Origin of the sequence: Legionella massiliensis (assembly GCF_000756815.1) — a bacterium.
In the GTDB taxonomy this organism is placed as follows: Bacteria; Pseudomonadota; Gammaproteobacteria; order Legionellales; family Legionellaceae; genus Tatlockia; species Tatlockia massiliensis.
On record NZ_CCVW01000002.1, the window covers coordinates 568,708 to 585,289 of the forward strand.

Here is a 16,582-nt window from a genome sequence, read left to right on the forward strand (position 1 = left end):
CCAATTGATCCTCATCCGCCCTTCGGGCACCTTCTACCCAGAGGGGAGAAGGGTAACACAGGGTTCACTCTCATAAGCCCTTACAATGCCTAACCTCCTGCAGCCAAAATTTATACAATCCAGAATTGACGCCAGCAGGATCAACAGGCAAAACAAAGATAAATATCGAAAACAAAGTAACATCTGTGTCTGAGTACTTTCTAGCTAATTTAAGTTGTTTAACTACCCTCTCTGGCGGGGCCGCTTTAAAGCCCGTTTGAGTTTTAGCTGTAATAAATAATTCACTAATCACCCCAAAACGAGCCTTATTGCCAGCAAGTTGGCTATCGATCGTTTTTAAATAAAGCTCCAGTGTTCCCAGATTTAATTTTCCTGTTCCTATACTGTCTTGGAATAGAATTTTATCCAGACTCTCAATTGCAAACAGGAAATTATAAAACTCAGCCACAGCAGCCATTGACGCCTGGCCAGAGCTGAAGGTTGAAATCCTAATGGACCAATCCGGTGTTTCCTTTTTTAATTCCTTCGTCATAGCCCCTAAGTAATCCTTCAAAATGCTGCGACGACTTGGTGATTGCCAGCTCTGATCATCAAGCTCATCAGATAGGTACCAGCCTCTAACTGTCTTCGCTTCTGGATCTGCCGCTTTTATAGTTGCCAGCAAAATGGGTAAGGCCTGCGACTGCTGTTGATAGCGAGCTATCATATATGTCTGTAAAGCAGCATCACTAGCGGACAATGCTGACCAAAATTTAGGATCATAATTTAGACCTATTGTCAGATCTAAACCTTCCTTCGCAGCAGCCTTGATTATTTTGGACAAGGTCTCCTGGCCTTCGCCATAGAAGGCTTGATCACCATAGCTGCTCCATTGCAGAATCAGATGTTTGATATACAGATGACGTGTTTGTTTAAACAGTGCTTCCCAATCGGATTCGGAAAGACTCGAGTGAACAACATAGAGTTGCAGAAAACTCGTATTGACCCGTTTAAGAGGACAAGCTGGAATTAAAACATATCTTCCAATTATCATTAAAATCAAAATCATAAATAGAAGACGGATTTTTCTAGGCTTAAAACTCATTATTACCAATCTATCAGAGTACCATCGTAACTATACATAACCTCTGCATGGCAAACTGACCTATTGATCAGAATAACGGTCAACATTCCTGCCACACTTAGTTCTGCATCAATTTCCGCATTAGCCCCACCCAAGTCTGTTCTCACCCAGCCTGGATGGAGAAGCATAACCTTAACTCCCTTATCCTTGATATCGACGGCAAAAGAGCGCATCGCGCAATTAAGAGCAGCCTTGGATGCGCGATAGGCATAGGCACGGCCGAAATGAATGCTCGATATACTCCCCATCTGCGAGGTTATCGCGATAACCAACTTGTCGTTACTTTTTTGCAAATTAGGTAATAGTGCCTCGCTGACCTTTAAAGCGCCAAGGCAATTAATATTGAAAACCTTTAAGAAATTATCACGCTGGATATTGCCTACGGTAACCCCAGGCTCACCAATTATTCCGGCATTATTAATGACCCAATCAATGGGTTGATCGCCTAGCTCTGCAACTAACCTGCTAATACTTTGATCATCGCTGACATCAAGCTCAAGGATAGACAAACCTTCGTTTGCTTTTGCTAATTGCTGGAGGAGTTCTGCTTTCGCCGGCTCTCGACAGGTTGCAATAACCCTCATATTTTGCTCGCATAATTGCCTGGTAAACTCTAGACCCAAACCACGGTTGGCACCGGTTATTAGTATGGTTTTCACGTGCAAAATCCTTTTAGGGAGTTGTCTTCAAAGTTTAGCACATGCCTGAGGGTCTGCTGGTAATTGATGGGGAGGCTGGTTGGTGTACCGCTATTAAAATCCGTTCACGCTGAGGAATGTGCGCTAGCACACGTCTCGAAGCGTCACTCTGCAAAGCTTCGAGACGGCCTAAAGGCCTCCTCAGCCCGAACGGTTTTAACCTAGGAAGCCAACCGGGCTTTTAATTCAGACTTGCTCGTTATCACTGCTTCACAGTGCAAACCACGGCAAAGATAAGCACAGCTTTTGCCCTGCACTTTTTTCAGGGCAAGCGACTCAGGGAGGTTGGCTGCATCGACAGGAATAGCAAAGCAATAATTATTTAGCCTCTGCGCCTCCTGATGCCAATCTTTGATTTCATCCTTCTCACCGCGAATGACTAAAATTTGCCCTGGCAACAGAGATTCTTTGAGGCCTAATAAAAGCGAGCAATGCTCCGCAGGATATTGCGTCAGCATCGGCCAGGCTGCTTGCAAGGTTTTTTCTGCAGCAGAGATATAAGTTGTTTCTCCCAGTAAATAACCCAGCACTAACAAAGCACGTACTAAAATGCCATTTCCCGCGGGAATTGCTTCATCCATCATTGTTTTAGGGCGGTATAGCAATTTTTCATGATCTTTAGCGGTAAAAAAGAAGCCGCCATCTTGATTATCTGCAAAGGATTGCAAAAGCACGTCGGTTAGTTGTCTTGCGAATAATAAATGCTCAGAATTCCAGGAAACTTGCAAAGAAGTGACTAAAGCATCTAATAAAAAGGTGTAATCATCCAAATAAGCGGCGAGATAGGCTTTGCCATCTTTATAGCTGGCAAATAAATGGTTTTCTTGCCACAAATTGTCTTGAATAAACTTGATTGCCTTTTGACCTGCTTGAATGAAACGCGGTTCACCAGTGAGCATTAACCCCTTAATCATTAAGCTATTCCATGAGGTTAGAATTTTTTCATCACGAAAAGGAGCAGCACGCTTGGAGCGGGCTTTGACTAATTTCTTTTTTGCTGAAGCTACTAATTTTTCGGCTTCTTTTAGTTCCAGATTTAATTGCTTAGCAACCGACTCTAGGGATTGCGCGATATAAAAATGCCAGTATTCTTCAAAATTGGCATGCCTGTCCAAACCATAGTAACGACGCACTAGGGCGAATTCATCAGAGCTCAGTAAGCTCTCAATCTCTTCCCGTTGCCAGCGATAAAATTTCCCTTCTTCACCCTCAGAATCCGCATCAAAACTGGAATAGAAGCCCCCTTCTGCTGCTTGCAGATGTTGCAAAGACCATTCAGCCGTTTCCCTAGCGATTTCCTTGAAAGAAGGCTCGTCATAGTATTTAGCAGCCAAGGAATAGAGCGCTAGCAATTGGCCATTGTCGTAGAGCATTTTTTCAAAATGAGGAATATTCCAGTATTGATCAACCGAATAGCGGTAAAAACCGCCATCGAGTTGATCATAAATACCGCCACTGGCCATATGCTGCAAGGTCTCTAAGGCCATAGGCGAATTGTTACGCAATAAATACTCCAGCCTGATCGCCTGCGGAAACTTCGGAGCCTGTCCAAAACCACCGTAATCCGCATCATAATATTGCTGTAAAGCGGCGATACCTGCTTGCAAGGGTAGATTATTAAGATTTTGACCTGCTGCCTTATATTCATGTTGCTCTAAAATCTTTTGTAACTGCTGAGACTGGGCTTGAACCTTTTCAGCTTGCTGCTGATAAAAATCCGCTATAAGCCTTAAAATACGTTTGAAGGAAGGTCGTTGGGGATGTTCTTCTTTAGGAAAATAGGTGCCACTGAAAAAAGGAATTAAATCGGAGGTTAAGAACATGGTTAAAGGCCATCCTCCGCTTTGTCGGCTTAGCAAATAATGAGAAGTCTGATAAATTTTATCCAAATCAGGACGCTCTTCCTTATCAACCTTGATACTGACGAAAAGCTCATTCATCAACCGCGCCGTCTCTTCATCCTCGAAGGATTCATGAGCCATGACATGGCACCAATGACAGGCTGCATAACCAATTGAAAGTAAAATAGGTTTCCCTTCAGAAGCCGCCTTAGCAAAAGCTTCCTTCCCCCAAGGATACCAATCCACAGGATTCTGGGCATGCTGTTGTAAATAGGGGCTTGGTTCTTGTTTAAGGCGATTTGTTTTCATAAGTAGAGTTCACTTTAACCAAAAAAGATTGACGTAGATGTACAAAAGGCTTAATCCAATAAGAGGAATAATAAGAAAGGCCAGGAATAGATGAATTTGTCTGCGGTTCTCAGCCGAAGCTTGATAAAATTTTTTCAATCTTGTGAATATCGACATATCTCCTCCCCCTGAGCTCAACACTTGTCATTCCCGCGCAGGCGGGAATGACAAAACTTTTCTAAGCTTTACAAAGTCTCATAAGCCTTTTTAATCTGGCCATCCTGCGACAACATAATGGCCAAAGGTCGTGTTGCTTCAAAATGGGCAAAAATAATCATCATCATTACAGTAATTGGTACAGAAAGAAACATCCCTAAGATACCCCAGACAGCACCCCAAAGCGCTAAAGAAAACAGAATAACTAAGCCACTCAAATTTAAAGACTTACCAAGAAAACGCGGTTCAACAAAATTACCTACAACAAATTGAATAGCGACAATGCCTGAAGTAATCACGATGAATGGAAACCAGCTTTCAAATTGCACCAGCGCGAGCATAGCCGGAAAGGCAGTAGCGATGATTGCGCCAATATTAGGAATAAAATTAAGAAAAAAAATGAGCAAACCCCAGAATTCAGCAAAGTCCAAACCCACACATTTCATAATGACCCAGCTGGCTGTTGCAGTGAATAAACTCATAAAGGTTTTTAAACCCAGATAGGTCTGGGTATCCTTAACAATATGGCTGGTAATATTATTCACCAGATTACGGTGCTCCTCCTGAGGAAACAGCGCATCCATTTTTTGCGTGAAATAATGCTGTTCAACAAATAAAAAACTGACATAAAGGGCGATTAGTACTGCTGAACTGGTAATCGCACTAAATACTGCGTAAATATTAACCAGCATGTTTTGCACACTTAAACTTCTAACAAAGGTATCTACAGACACCAAAGTTTTGATATGAAAGCGTTGATCGGCTTCGTTAAAAATTTTAGTTAGATTTTCTTGATAGCGTGGGGAGGCAGCGATTACTTCGTTAACATTATTACCGATAATATCGATTAGGATTTTCATCAGCAAAGCCACGACTAGCAGAGCCAAAACCATTGCCAACCATCCTGGTAAACGCTCACCCAAATAAGGAAGATGCCGCACCCCCCCTTTAACTGTATTGAGAAGGTGCCAAATGAAAATAGCAATAACGATCGGGATTAATAAACTTCGTCCCATTATCAGTAGATAGCCAATAATCCATACCGAAATCAAACCCGCAGTGAAGGTGATGGTACGATTCATGCGCAAACCCCGAGTTTTTATTCTTTATCTGATCAACTCTATCCTATTTTCCTGCTATTATCAGTTCTTTTCTTTCAGTACATATCGTGCTCCAGCAATCTTGCGAAATTCTGGCAGGCGTCGGCCCAACACTTGGCGCTAAACTGAGCAAATGCGGGATAAATACCCTGGCTGATCTGCTCTTCCATCTACCTTATCGCTATCAAGATAGAACCCGTATAACTGCCATTTGCGATTTACGTCCTAATGACTGGTCGGTCATTGCTGGCCGGGTCTGTAAAACCGAGATCAAATACGGTAAGCGCATGATGCTTTACTGCTATGTTGAAGATAAAACCGCTGTGCTGAAATTACGCTTTTTTCACTTCAATAAACAGCAAGTTAAAGCACTCAATGAAAGCACAATGATCCGCGCCTTCGGCGAGGTCAAGGCCTTTGCTAATAGTATGGAAATGATTCACCCCGAATATCAACTTTTGGCCAATGAGCAGGACTGCCAGGTTGAGGAAACCTTGACTCCTATCTATCCTTCCACCCAAGGTTTAAGCCAAACACGCCTAAGGCAGCTGGTTAAACTAGCTTTGGAACACTGTGACCAGACCCTGGATGAACTGGAATGGATGAGCAAAGAGCTCTTGCAGAACTATGGTTTCTATCCTTTGGCAGAAGCCCTTCATTTACTGCACAATCCCCCACCTGATATTTCCTTGCAAACCTTAGAGCAAGGCAGCCACCCTGCCCTGCAAAGACTGGTTTTCGATGAATTACTAGCCCAGCGCCTGAGTATGCAATTTGCTCGCAAACATCGCTCTAGCTTGAGCGCCCCCAGAATTCCTTTGGAAGCCTCGTTAAAAGACAAGTTCCTGCAACAATTAAGCTTTGAGTTAACCAATGCACAGCACAGGGTATCTGAGGAAATCGCCAGCGATTTGGCGGAAGTTAAACCCATGCTACGCCTGGTTCAAGGGGATGTTGGTTCTGGTAAGACAGTAGTCGCTGCCTTGGCTGCTTTGCAGGCGATCGCTAATGGTTATCAGGTCGCACTTATGGCTCCCACCGAATTACTCTCTGAGCAGCATACTAATAACTTACAAGCCTGGCTAAGTCCTCTAGGCATAAACACTCGCCGCTTAAATGGTAAGATGAAAGCCGCTGAACGACGAGAAACCTTAGCCTTGCTGGCAAATCAGGAATGCCAGTTACTGATTGGTACCCATGCCCTCTTTCAAGATAGCGTCAGCTTTGCCAAGCTCGGCTTAGTCATTATTGATGAGCAACACCGTTTTGGCGTTGAGCAACGCCTGCTGCTCCAGCAGAAAGGTCAGCAGGACGAACTGATTCCTCACCAGCTACTGATGACAGCGACCCCTATCCCTAGAACCTTAGCAATGACCCAATTTGCCCATCTGGATTTATCAATTATCGATGAATTACCCCCAGGGCGAACAGCCGTGACAACCGCCGTTATTTCTCAGGAGAAAAGAGAACCCATTATTGATCGCCTACAGGCAGCGATTGCCAGCGGCCGTCAAGCCTATTGGGTTTGTACGCTGATTGAAGAGTCAGAAAAATTGCAATGCATGGCAGCAACGGCCACCGCAGAAAATCTCCAGGAACAGCTCCCGCAGGTACGGGTAGGCCTAGTTCATGGTCGGATGAAAGCCGTGGAAAAGGAAGCAACGATGGCTGCTTTCAAACAGGGTGAAATTGATTTGCTTGTTGCGACTACCGTGATTGAGGTAGGGGTTGATGTCCCTAATGCCAGCCTAATGATTATCGAAAATGCCGAGCGCCTAGGTTTATCACAGCTACATCAGCTACGTGGTAGAGTGGGTCGAGGAAGCACCCAATCGCATTGTTTATTACTTTATCAATCCCCCCTATCGCAACTCGGGGCTGAACGCCTACGAGTCATGCGAGCGACCACTGACGGCTTTGTCATTGCCGAGAAAGATCTGGAGTTACGCGGCTCAGGAGAAATTCTTGGCACAAAACAGACCGGCTATCGGCAGTTCAAAATTGCAAACTTACAAAGGGATAAGACTCTGTTAACTGCTGTTGCCGCTGTTGCCAAGGATTTGGTGAACCAACGGCCTGATATTGCCCAGCGAATTGCTAATCGCTGGTTAGGTGAGTTTGAGCAGTTTTTGCAGGGGTAGTCTCCCTCATCCTAGTGTAACCCAGCATCTAGAACGTAGCTCGTCATCCCGAACACAGTGAGGGATCTCCGGAATTAGCACTATGCCATCTTCAGGAGATGTCTCACTACGTTCGACATGACGTACGCAAAGGGGCTAATAAATTTCGAATAGAAAACTCCCAATTTTTCATCCCATATAGAACATTTTCTGAAGTCAAGACTGTTTTTTAATTTTTTCTTTGTTAAGATAGCCGGGCTACCAGTCTTCAAACTCCCGAATCACATCCTGTGGATAACTTTTCTAATCTCTCCCTGAAAAGTTTAATATTCTCCAGTCTAATCTTTAGATAACCCAGTACAGACATGACTTATAGCGTTTTTTCCAGACTTTTTCTCTAATTCGATTTATCCACAAAATCTGTGGATAATCCTGTGTACAGCATTTAAAACTCCTTTAAAATAAAGCTCAAAGTCTGATTGTTCGCGAACTTACCAACCCTTCTAACCCTCTCGCTTAATCTTATGCCAGGCAGCATAGAGTGCTGGAATAAAAAGCAAAGTTAATGCTGTTGAAGCCAAAAGTCCGCCCATAATAGAAATCGCCATTGGCCCCCAAAATAGACTACGGCTTAAGGGAACCATCGCAAAGGCAGCAGCGAAGGCGGTAAGGAAAATAGGTCGAACACGGCGAACAGCAGCGTCAACTACAGAATCCCAAGCAGATTTATTGTCACGCATGTTTTGACGAATTAAATCGACCAAAATAACGGTGTTACGCATAATCATTCCACTTAAAGATAATGCACCAATCAAAGCGACAAAGCCGAAGGGCTTATCCAGCAGCAATAAGGCAGGGACAATCCCAATTATCCCTAGAGGCGCAGAGAGCAATACCATACACAAATCGGACAGAGACTGAAGCTGTAACATTAAAATCAATACAGTAACTACAATCATGGCAGGGACTACTGCATATAGTGCCTGTTGTGACCTATCATTTTCTTCCTTAGCTCCCCCCATCTCAACACGATAACCATCGGGAAGAGCTTGTATGATAGGTTGTAAGGAAGGCCAAATTTTTGCAGCAGCATCGGGACCTTCAGCGCCAGGCATCAAATCACTGACAACATTAATGGTTAATTCTCGATTTCGCCGCCAAAGTACGGGTTCCTCCATTGTAGAGTCAAGTTTCGCAATTTGACTTAAAGGCAGAGCCTTGCCTTGGGTATTGAATAATACGGTATCATGCACAGAATCCGACATCTTCCGCTCTTGCGCCCCGCCTCGCACCACAACATCAACTAACTCCTCTCCTCGCCGTAATGTTGTAGCACTATCTCCATAAAAAATAGTATTCAGAGAACGTGCTATTTGTTCATTATCCAAAGCCGCTTCCTTGGCCTTGTCTTGATTAATAATTAGCTTCTCAACGCGAACCTGCTCATTCCAATTAAGTTGTACATCGCGCACAAAGGGGCTTTTTTCTACCACATTCAAAACTTGATAAGCTAATTGCTTTAAGGTTTCAGGGTCTTTTCCAATAACACGAAATTGAATGGGATATTCGACAGGAGGCCCAAAATCCAAGCGGGTAACTCGAGCTCTGATTCCAGTATAGGTTGGGCTGGACGCAAACAACGCCTGCAGATTCTGATAAAGCTCATCGCGCGATTTTAGATCCTTAGCCATGATCACGAATTGCGCATAGCCTGGATTAGGTAAGACTGGTGGTAAAGAAATAAAAAAACGTAATGCCCCAGCACCGATATAAGCGCTGTAATAACGGATTCCAGGTTGCTCGTCTAAATAACGTTCAATATGATGCACCTCTTTTTCTGTGGCCTCAACCGATGCGCCTTCGTGCAATTTGATATCGATGAGAACTTCCAAGCGCGGTGTGGGTGGGAAAAACTGTTGCTTAACCAAAAAAATACCAAGTACCGAGGCAATAAAAAGAGCGCTAGTAATCACAATCACCTGATAACGACTCTCTAGAGAGTGATTAATTAAACGTCTAAACCAAGGCCACTGTTGAGGATCATGTTTTAAATACTTCTTATCTAATAAGGACATCCCAATAATCGGCGTAAATAAGACTGAAACAAACCAGGAAATAACCAGAGAGCAACCCACGACATAAAAGATACCGCCTGCATATTCTCCTGTCGCCGAATGCGCAAAGCCTACAGGAATAAAGCCTGCAGCAGTGACCAACGTGCCTGTTAGCATTGGGAAAGCAGTTGAACTATAGGCAAAAACTGCAGCCTTCGTTTTATCTAAACCCTGAGCAATTTTAGTCATCATACTTTCTGTTGAAATAATGGCATCATCAACCAATAAGCCCAAAGCAATTATCAAAGAACCTAAGGTCACACGGTTTAAAGACCAATTAGCGTAATACATCACAATAGCCATGCTAGCTAAAACCAAAGGAACAGAGGCTGCGATAACAACTCCTGTGCGCCAGCCTAGCCAAAGAAAAGTAATCATCATGACAATTGCCAGAGCCTCAATAAAGGAGCGCTCAAACTCCCACATGGACTCAGACACTATCTCTGGCTGATTAACAGTTTTATGAATCTGAACGCTATCTGCTAATTTCTTTTGCCAATAGACCATCCGTTGACTCAGGTTGTTTCCTAAATCCAAAACACTCGAATCAGCACGGTTAGTAATGGCCAAGGCAACGGCAGGTTGTCCCTTATAACGAATTAAAAAACTAGGAGGCTCCTCATATCCTGCATAGATCTTGGCAAAGTCACCTAGCCTTAGAAAATTACTTCCTTTGTTAATAGTGATATTTTGAATATCGTTGACGCTAGTTGCTTTGTCTTTAAGACGCAGAAAGAGTTGATCCTGACCTGTTTGGATTTGCCCCATGGGCTTCAGCTGATTATAAGTCTGTAAGCTCGACTCAATTTGCCCATAATTAAGCCCTAAGGCCGCCAATTTTTTCGAGGGAATATCAACAAAAACTTTTTCATCAGGATGCCCATAAAGACGAATTTTATTGACTTGGGGAATAGTTTGAATATCACGCTTGATGTCTTTAGCCACCTGATAAAGCTGAGCTAAATCCTTGCTCTGACTGGTTAGGGTATAAATGACTGGATAGATATCTGAAAATTCATCATTGAAGCTAATCGATTGCAAATCCGCTGGTAAGCTGCCTCGTATATCATTCACCTTTTTGCGAGCCTGGTACCAGGCATCATTAATAACTCGGTTAGAATAACCTTCTTTAAGCCAAACAGTGATCACTCCATAGCCTTGACGAGAATAACTCCAGGTATAGTCAAATTGTTCAAGTTCTGCGACAGCTTGCTCAATTTTATCAAGAGCCGAATCCTGTATTTCTTGCGCTGAAGCGCCTGGCCAGGTCACAGTAATAGTCATAGCAGGCAGAGTGAATACCGGATCCTCTAAGCGATTTAATTTCATAAAGGCAAAAAAGCCCATACCCAATAAAAAGAACATAATCAAGAACATAAAGGGGCGATGATGAACGGCATATTCTGAAAGATTCAATTTAGTCATGGCGTTATCATAGTGATATGTATTTTCGATAAAGGATTAAGCTTCTGCGAACCTGAAGTCACAATAAGCGCCCCATCATTGACTCCAGTTACCAAGGCTTGGTTTAGGTCATATCGTTTAACCCTCACTGGAATAAAAAACAGACTATCCCCCTTGATTCCCCAAACGCCAATCTGTCCTCTTTGATGCACTAATGCAAAAGCAGGCAGTGAGAGATAATGTGCTTTGGACATCTTGGTCAGTATTAATTTGGCATTCATACCCTGCCATAGGGGGAAAGATAGTGGTGCTATGTTGTATTTAGCTTGATAGGTTTTAATTTTTTCCGATGCCCAAGGCATCAGCTCTCTCAAGGTCACAGGATAGACTTTGCCAGGGTGACTCCATAAACTCATTTTTGCAGTCCAGGAGGATAAATTAGAAAGCAGGGTTTCGGGAATATCAGCCCTCAGCTCCATAACCTTAGGATCATAAAAATCGGCGACACTTTGATTGGCTCTAACATTTCGACCAACTTCCATCTGCAGATTAATGATCACACCATCAAAAGGCGCCACTAAGCGAGAATAAACAAGGTTATTTTGGGCTTGTATTAATGCTGCTTGGGCTGTCAAAAGGCGTGCATGCGCCACATCGAAGCGTGTTCTTTGTCGTTCGCTCTCGGCGATACTCGCAACTCCCTTTGCCTTTAATTGACTCAAGCGAACATCATCAGACTTAGCCTGATTCGCATCAAACTCTGCAGCCACCACCTGGGATTGGGCATTTTTCACTGCAGTTTGAAAATCAACAGTATCGAGTAAGGCGATTGTATCTCCTTTTTTTACAGTGAAACCATTCTCAACCAAACGCTCCACCACAAGACCACTCACCCGAAAACTTAAGCTCGTAAGATAGCGAGGGGTAATCTCTGCATTAAATTCATGGCGTTCGGCAATGGGAAGATTATGGGCAACAGAGGCATGTACATTTAAAACTGCTGTTTCTTTCTTTTGATGCTCACAAGAAATGAGCAAAACAAAAAGAAAAAACATTGTGTAAGTTCTGACCATGATCCCTCACTGAGAGTTAAGTTCTTGCTTCTGCAAAAATTTTGCCCCTCCTTGATTCTAGCTCAAAACTTTAACTCAGGATAATTTGCTATGATTTCAGTGAGATAAACCCTAATCAATTTCTCATCCACCTGGGGACAATGAAGCTTGCTTTCAGACAGGACTTGTAATGAATGAGCTGTCTGAACGTGGATTTTTCGCATATCTAACATCTTAGTAATCAATGGTACTTTATTCTTGTCAACACCAAGCAAAATAGGTACATATTGATAGAGCGCGCATTCAGGATGAGACAAAATCGCTTGAATCCAGTGCCGTTGATCCACAGGCTCTAGCTTAAACCCCTCTTGTTTAAAATACTTCATTAGTTTAGTCAAATGCACTGGGACAGGATTAACCCAATGATAAAACTGCGAATAATCTCGTTTCATCATGGTGTAAATAGTCGCCCGTGCAACATAATCGACGGGAGCAATATCAACATAGACATCCAGAGGCACATAGACCCCTAGTTGCAAGGCGGCCACAAGCAAGCAGGTTGTAAAATCATTATGATTATAGCGACCTGTCATACTGTCTCCATACACATTACCTGCACGATGTATATTAATTTGCATACCCCGCGCCATTGCCTCATACACTAGCTGTTCGGCAGCCCATTTACTTTGGACATAACCCATGTGCGAAGAAGGTTCAGCCAATACTGGCGCCTCTTCGCCATTGACTGAAGAATCCAAAACTGAATAAGTAGAGATATGTTCAACAGGCTTATCTCGTTTATGGCATGCAAAACGGAGGATTTCCTCTGTGCCCAGCACATTGGTAGGCACTAAAGCCTCATAAGGCAAAACAAAGTTCACCAAGGCTCCAGAATGCAGCACCACATCAATTTGCTCAGCGAGCTCATCATAACGCTCCTGCGATAAAGCAAAACGAGCCTGGCTCAGATCGCCTGCAACAGGAACAATACGCTCAGTAAAATACTCTTGCCAAATACCGTATTTTTTACAGTTTTTTCTAATTCGCTTCATTGCATGTTCTGCATTGTCTGCGCGTACAAGACAAAAAACATCGGCCTTGGTTTTAGTTAAAAGATAAAACAGCAAATAGGCGCCTAAAAAGCCACTTGCTCCCGTGAGCAAAATATTTTGCAAGTCAATTTGGCTTTGTGGGGGATTTAAGGGGCGAATCTCTTCGGCAAGCTTAGGCAAGATTATCGGAGCTGCTTCCTCATCCTTTTGATCATGTAAATGTTGAGCAATTTCCCTAATATCCTGTTTATACAATTTTTCAATGCTTAAACTAGCCCCTGGAAAGTCAATAAATAACTGGGTGAATAAGACAGAAAACTGCAAGGAATCCATGCCTAAATCAGCCAGTGTTTTATCAGGATCAATTTTATTGGCAGGGATCCCAGTGATCTCTGACAAAATGGTTAAGAGCTTAGGTAAAGTAGTAGGATAACCATCACCAAGAGACATGATATCGGCATCATTTGATGCAACTTGTAACTGAGATAAAAGGCGTTTTTTATTTTCGGCATAGCGCACTTTCATTGTGTTAGTGCGGATAATCTCGTCCACAAAATACACTTTATTGATGCGCATATGGAAAGGTAGAGTAGAAGAGCGCTCGTTAATGGCTTCATTAATGAGCTTATTTTCCTCATCGATCTCATTGCTTTTCACCACCAGCGCACAGATATGCTCATTTCCCTGCTCAGGCTCTTCCATACCCAACACAATGAGCTCTTTGACATGGGGAATGTCCTTGTACAAGGACTCCACTAAAGAAGGAGATACTTTTTTACCATTAGATAGCACTATCAACTCTTTGATTCTTCCGGTAATTCTTAAAAATCCCTTATCATCTAAAAATCCTAAATCGCCGGTATGAAACCACCCCTCCTGGATAGGCCCTTCCCCAGACTCCGCCTTGAAATATCCCTCCATCAAGAGTCCACCTTTAAGGCAAACTTCTCCCTCACCCTGCTCGTCTGGATTATCGATTCTAATTTCACATAAAGAACCAAATTGTCCAACAGAGCCTGAGCTTGTATGGTTTGGCACCTCAGAAACACAAGCACCAGATACCTCGGTTAATCCATAGCCTTGGTAGACTGGCGCAATAAAAGCAGAAAAAAAAGCTTCTGTTTCATAAGACAATTTGGCTCCACCAGCAATAAAACAACGGACCTCGCCACCAAAAACTGATTTTAATTGTTTACTCAATAGCGTATTGATTTTAATGAATTTAAGAAACTTACCCATAGACCCATCACTGAAGGCTGAAACCGCAATCTGTTTTTTTAAGCCTGATAAAGATTGAATTTCTTGTTTGATTTTTTGATGGAATAACTCAAGAATTCTGGGTACTGCAACAACAAGGGTTGGTTTAACTTTATGCATAACCTTAGACAAGCTGAAAAAGTCTAAATGTTTGACCAACGCCATTTCGCAGCTATGAAATAAGCCTGTCAGTAAGTTAGAAACCAGCGGGTAAACATGGTAAAGCGGCAAGAAGGCTAACATTCGCTCTTCACCAGTTTTCACCAATCCCCACTCATCTGTGAGATATATTCCAGTCAACAAGGATCTGTGACTTAGACAAACTCCATGAAAATTTCCTGTAGTACCAGAGGTAAATAAGATCAACGCAATATTGGGATCGATTTCAGACTGCCTAAAATCTAAGATCTTTTGTGCATAATCAGTATTGATATGGCAAGGCACTGTATTCAAACTTAATATTAGATGCTTTTTGAGCTGATTTGCAGATAATTTGGCTAATAAGCTGTCTTCCATCATTAAAACACGTGTTTCGAGTTGCTCTAGCATTTGTTCCAATTGCGGCTGGGGCATATCAATATCCATTAATACCGCAGTAGCCCGTAGGGAAAACAAAGCAAACAAATGAATGATCGTAGACGGGTCATTACGAGGAAAAAGGACAACCCGCTCACCCTCTTGTATCCCTATTTGACGTAATTGTTCCTGAACCAACATGATTTTATGGTAAAGCTTCTTATAGGTTATTGAATGCCATGCGTGCTCACTGTAATAAGTCAAAGCAGTATGAGAAGGACGCTGATTAACAACTTGAACAAAATTTCCCCATAAATCATTAACCGAGTGAGAACCAAAAATATCTACTGCTGATGCCATACATAAATCCTTATAACTTGTCACTGCCTATTTGAGTAACAATAAAACTCGCTTTGATTAAATTTTAGACAATCGCTACTGTGAACGCCAATTTAAATGTTGCTATGTAGATTCAAATACTCACTTTAGGGTAGAATACTGGTCATTTTGTTATCAGGTTATACCATGTCATTAAAACGTAAAGCTGTCGCGCTTATTTCCGGCGGGCTAGACTCCATGCTTGCTGTTAAGGTCATCCAGGATCAAGGCATTCATGTAGAAGGAATCAATTTTTATACGGGCTTTTGCCATTCTGGCCATACCTCAGCTATTCGCAACCGCAAAACGGGCAAGCCGTTGCGCAATGATGCCTTATGGGTCGCTGAGCAACTTGGCATCCAACTTCATATTATTGACATCGTTGAGCCCTACAAAGAGATCTTACTCAATCCGAAACATGGTTATGGTAAAAATGTAAACCCTTGCCTGGATTGTAAAATATTCATGGTCCAGCAGGCTCATCAATGGATGCTGGAAAATGAGTTTGATTTTATTATTACCGGCGAAGTGATTGGCCAACGCCCTAAATCGCAACGTAGCGCCACCATGCCAGTTATCGCCCATGAATCTGGCGCAGAAGACCGCCTACTGCGTCCCTTATGTGCCAAATTACTACCACCTACCCTGCCAGAGCGAGAAGGTTGGGTCAATCGAGAGGCCTTACATGATTTCAAAGGTCGAAATCGCAAACCACAGCTAGGACTCGCAGCCTCCATGGCCATTGATGAATTTGCCCAACCCGCAGGGGGCTGCTGTGTTTTAACCGATGAAAACTATACTCGTCGCCTACAGGATATGTGGAAGCATCGCGATACACGCGACTATGACATGGAAGATATTATTCTCCTGAAAGCAGGTAGACACTTACGCCTCATGCCCCATTACAAAATGATCATTGCTCGGGATGAGTCAGAAAGTAATTTTCTGACCGGCTATCGTAAAGAATTCATCCATATGCAAGTGCTTGAGCATCGTGGTCCAATGATCTTGATTGAGGGTCAGCCCAGAGCAGAAGATCTATTAACCTGCGCTCGTATAGCGGGGCGTTTTTGCTCTGGTCGTGACGAAGCAGAGATTAAAATTAATTTGCATTATCTTGATGGTCAGTCCGAAATAGTGCAGGTCAAGCCGATGAAGGCTGATGAAATTCAACAAGAATGGTATTTGTGATGCCCCATTATGAACTCGATGCGCGTCGCCTTTTGTGCCCAATGCCGGTCATTAAGACGCAAAATATGACAAAGAAATTACAACACGGTGATACCCTGACCGTGATTGCCACTGATCCCGGTACTCAGCATGATTTGCCCTGTTGGTGCAGGATTAATGGCCATCAGGTGATTGAAACAAAAGAGATGGAGGGGGAAATCTACATTACCCTGCAACTGGTTAAGGAGTAGGT

10 protein-coding genes are annotated in these 16,582 nt (G+C 43.0%); 3 read left to right on the forward strand and 7 right to left on the reverse strand.

Features of this window, described 5'->3' with window-relative positions; translation table 11 throughout:
* Positions 1–70 precede the first annotated feature (70 nt).
* The 4 genes from BN1094_RS09585 to BN1094_RS09600 form a co-directional block, all read right to left on the reverse strand.
* Complete coding sequence (locus BN1094_RS09585) at positions 71–1,033, reverse strand: DUF4434 domain-containing protein (RefSeq protein ID WP_176695289.1); 963 nt, start codon at positions 1,031–1,033, stop codon at positions 71–73.
* A 53-nt stretch (positions 1,034–1,086) separates the two neighbouring features.
* On the reverse strand, positions 1,087–1,782 hold the full coding sequence (locus tag BN1094_RS09590; protein ID WP_043874193.1) for an SDR family oxidoreductase: 696 nt from the start codon (positions 1,780–1,782) through the stop codon (positions 1,087–1,089).
* A 200-nt stretch (positions 1,783–1,982) separates the two neighbouring features.
* On the reverse strand, positions 1,983–3,971 hold the full coding sequence (locus BN1094_RS09595; protein ID WP_043874194.1) for a thioredoxin domain-containing protein: 1,989 nt from the start codon (positions 3,969–3,971) through the stop codon (positions 1,983–1,985).
* Positions 3,972–4,195: 224 nt separating this feature from the next.
* Positions 4,196–5,248, reverse strand: a complete 1,053-nt coding sequence (locus BN1094_RS09600; protein ID WP_043874195.1) for an AI-2E family transporter — start codon at positions 5,246–5,248, stop codon at positions 4,196–4,198.
* Positions 5,249–5,334: 86 nt separating this feature from the next.
* On the opposite strand from BN1094_RS09600, the gene recG reads away from it, so the two are divergent.
* Positions 5,335–7,407, forward strand: coding sequence for an ATP-dependent DNA helicase RecG (gene recG, locus BN1094_RS09605; protein WP_043874196.1), 2,073 nt, complete (start codon positions 5,335–5,337; stop codon positions 7,405–7,407).
* A gap of 482 nt (positions 7,408–7,889) precedes the next feature.
* Here recG and BN1094_RS09610 read toward each other — a convergent pair whose 3' ends face one another.
* The 3 genes from BN1094_RS09610 to BN1094_RS09620 form a co-directional block, all read right to left on the reverse strand.
* The gene (locus BN1094_RS09610; RefSeq protein WP_043874197.1) at positions 7,890–10,925 is read right to left on the reverse strand and encodes an efflux RND transporter permease subunit; all 3,036 of its coding nucleotides are present in this window, start codon (positions 10,923–10,925) and stop codon (positions 7,890–7,892) included.
* Positions 10,922–11,977, reverse strand: a complete 1,056-nt coding sequence (locus tag BN1094_RS09615; protein WP_043874198.1) for an efflux RND transporter periplasmic adaptor subunit — start codon at positions 11,975–11,977, stop codon at positions 10,922–10,924. Before BN1094_RS09615 ends, BN1094_RS09610 begins: the two co-directional genes overlap by 4 nt.
* A gap of 62 nt (positions 11,978–12,039) precedes the next feature.
* The gene (locus BN1094_RS09620; RefSeq protein ID WP_043874199.1) at positions 12,040–15,141 is read right to left on the reverse strand and encodes a thioester reductase domain-containing protein; all 3,102 of its coding nucleotides are present in this window, start codon (positions 15,139–15,141) and stop codon (positions 12,040–12,042) included.
* 165 nt (positions 15,142–15,306) lie between these two features.
* Here BN1094_RS09620 and BN1094_RS09625 point away from each other — a divergent pair, with 165 nt between their 5' ends.
* Both BN1094_RS09625 and BN1094_RS09630 read left to right on the forward strand, forming a co-directional pair.
* Positions 15,307–16,350, forward strand: a complete 1,044-nt coding sequence (locus BN1094_RS09625) for a tRNA (5-methylaminomethyl-2-thiouridylate)-methyltransferase (RefSeq protein WP_043874200.1) — start codon at positions 15,307–15,309, stop codon at positions 16,348–16,350.
* The gene (locus BN1094_RS09630; protein ID WP_043874201.1) at positions 16,350–16,580 is read left to right on the forward strand and encodes a sulfurtransferase TusA family protein; all 231 of its coding nucleotides are present in this window, start codon (positions 16,350–16,352) and stop codon (positions 16,578–16,580) included. The genes BN1094_RS09625 and BN1094_RS09630 overlap by 1 nt, the downstream gene beginning before the upstream one ends.
* Positions 16,581–16,582 lie beyond the last annotated feature (2 nt).

Bases quoted from the DNA above. Each gene is read 5' to 3' on its own strand.
- BN1094_RS09585 (WP_176695289.1), bottom strand. From the start codon at position 1,033: ATGATAATTGGAAGATATGTTTTAATTCCAGCTTGTCCTCTTAAACGG.
- BN1094_RS09595 (WP_043874194.1), bottom strand. From the start codon at position 3,971: ATGAAAACAAATCGCCTTAAACAAGAACCAAGCCCCTATTTACAACAG.
- BN1094_RS09600 (WP_043874195.1), bottom strand. From the start codon at position 5,248: ATGAATCGTACCATCACCTTCACTGCGGGTTTGATTTCGGTATGGATT.
- BN1094_RS09610 (WP_043874197.1), bottom strand. From the start codon at position 10,925: ATGACTAAATTGAATCTTTCAGAATATGCCGTTCATCATCGCCCCTTT.
- BN1094_RS09615 (WP_043874198.1), bottom strand. From the start codon at position 11,977: ATGGTCAGAACTTACACAATGTTTTTTCTTTTTGTTTTGCTCATTTCT.
- BN1094_RS09620 (WP_043874199.1), bottom strand. From the start codon at position 15,141: ATGGCATCAGCAGTAGATATTTTTGGTTCTCACTCGGTTAATGATTTA.
- BN1094_RS09625 (WP_043874200.1), top strand. From the start codon at position 15,307: ATGTCATTAAAACGTAAAGCTGTCGCGCTTATTTCCGGCGGGCTAGAC.
- BN1094_RS09630 (WP_043874201.1), top strand. From the start codon at position 16,350: ATGCCCCATTATGAACTCGATGCGCGTCGCCTTTTGTGCCCAATGCCG.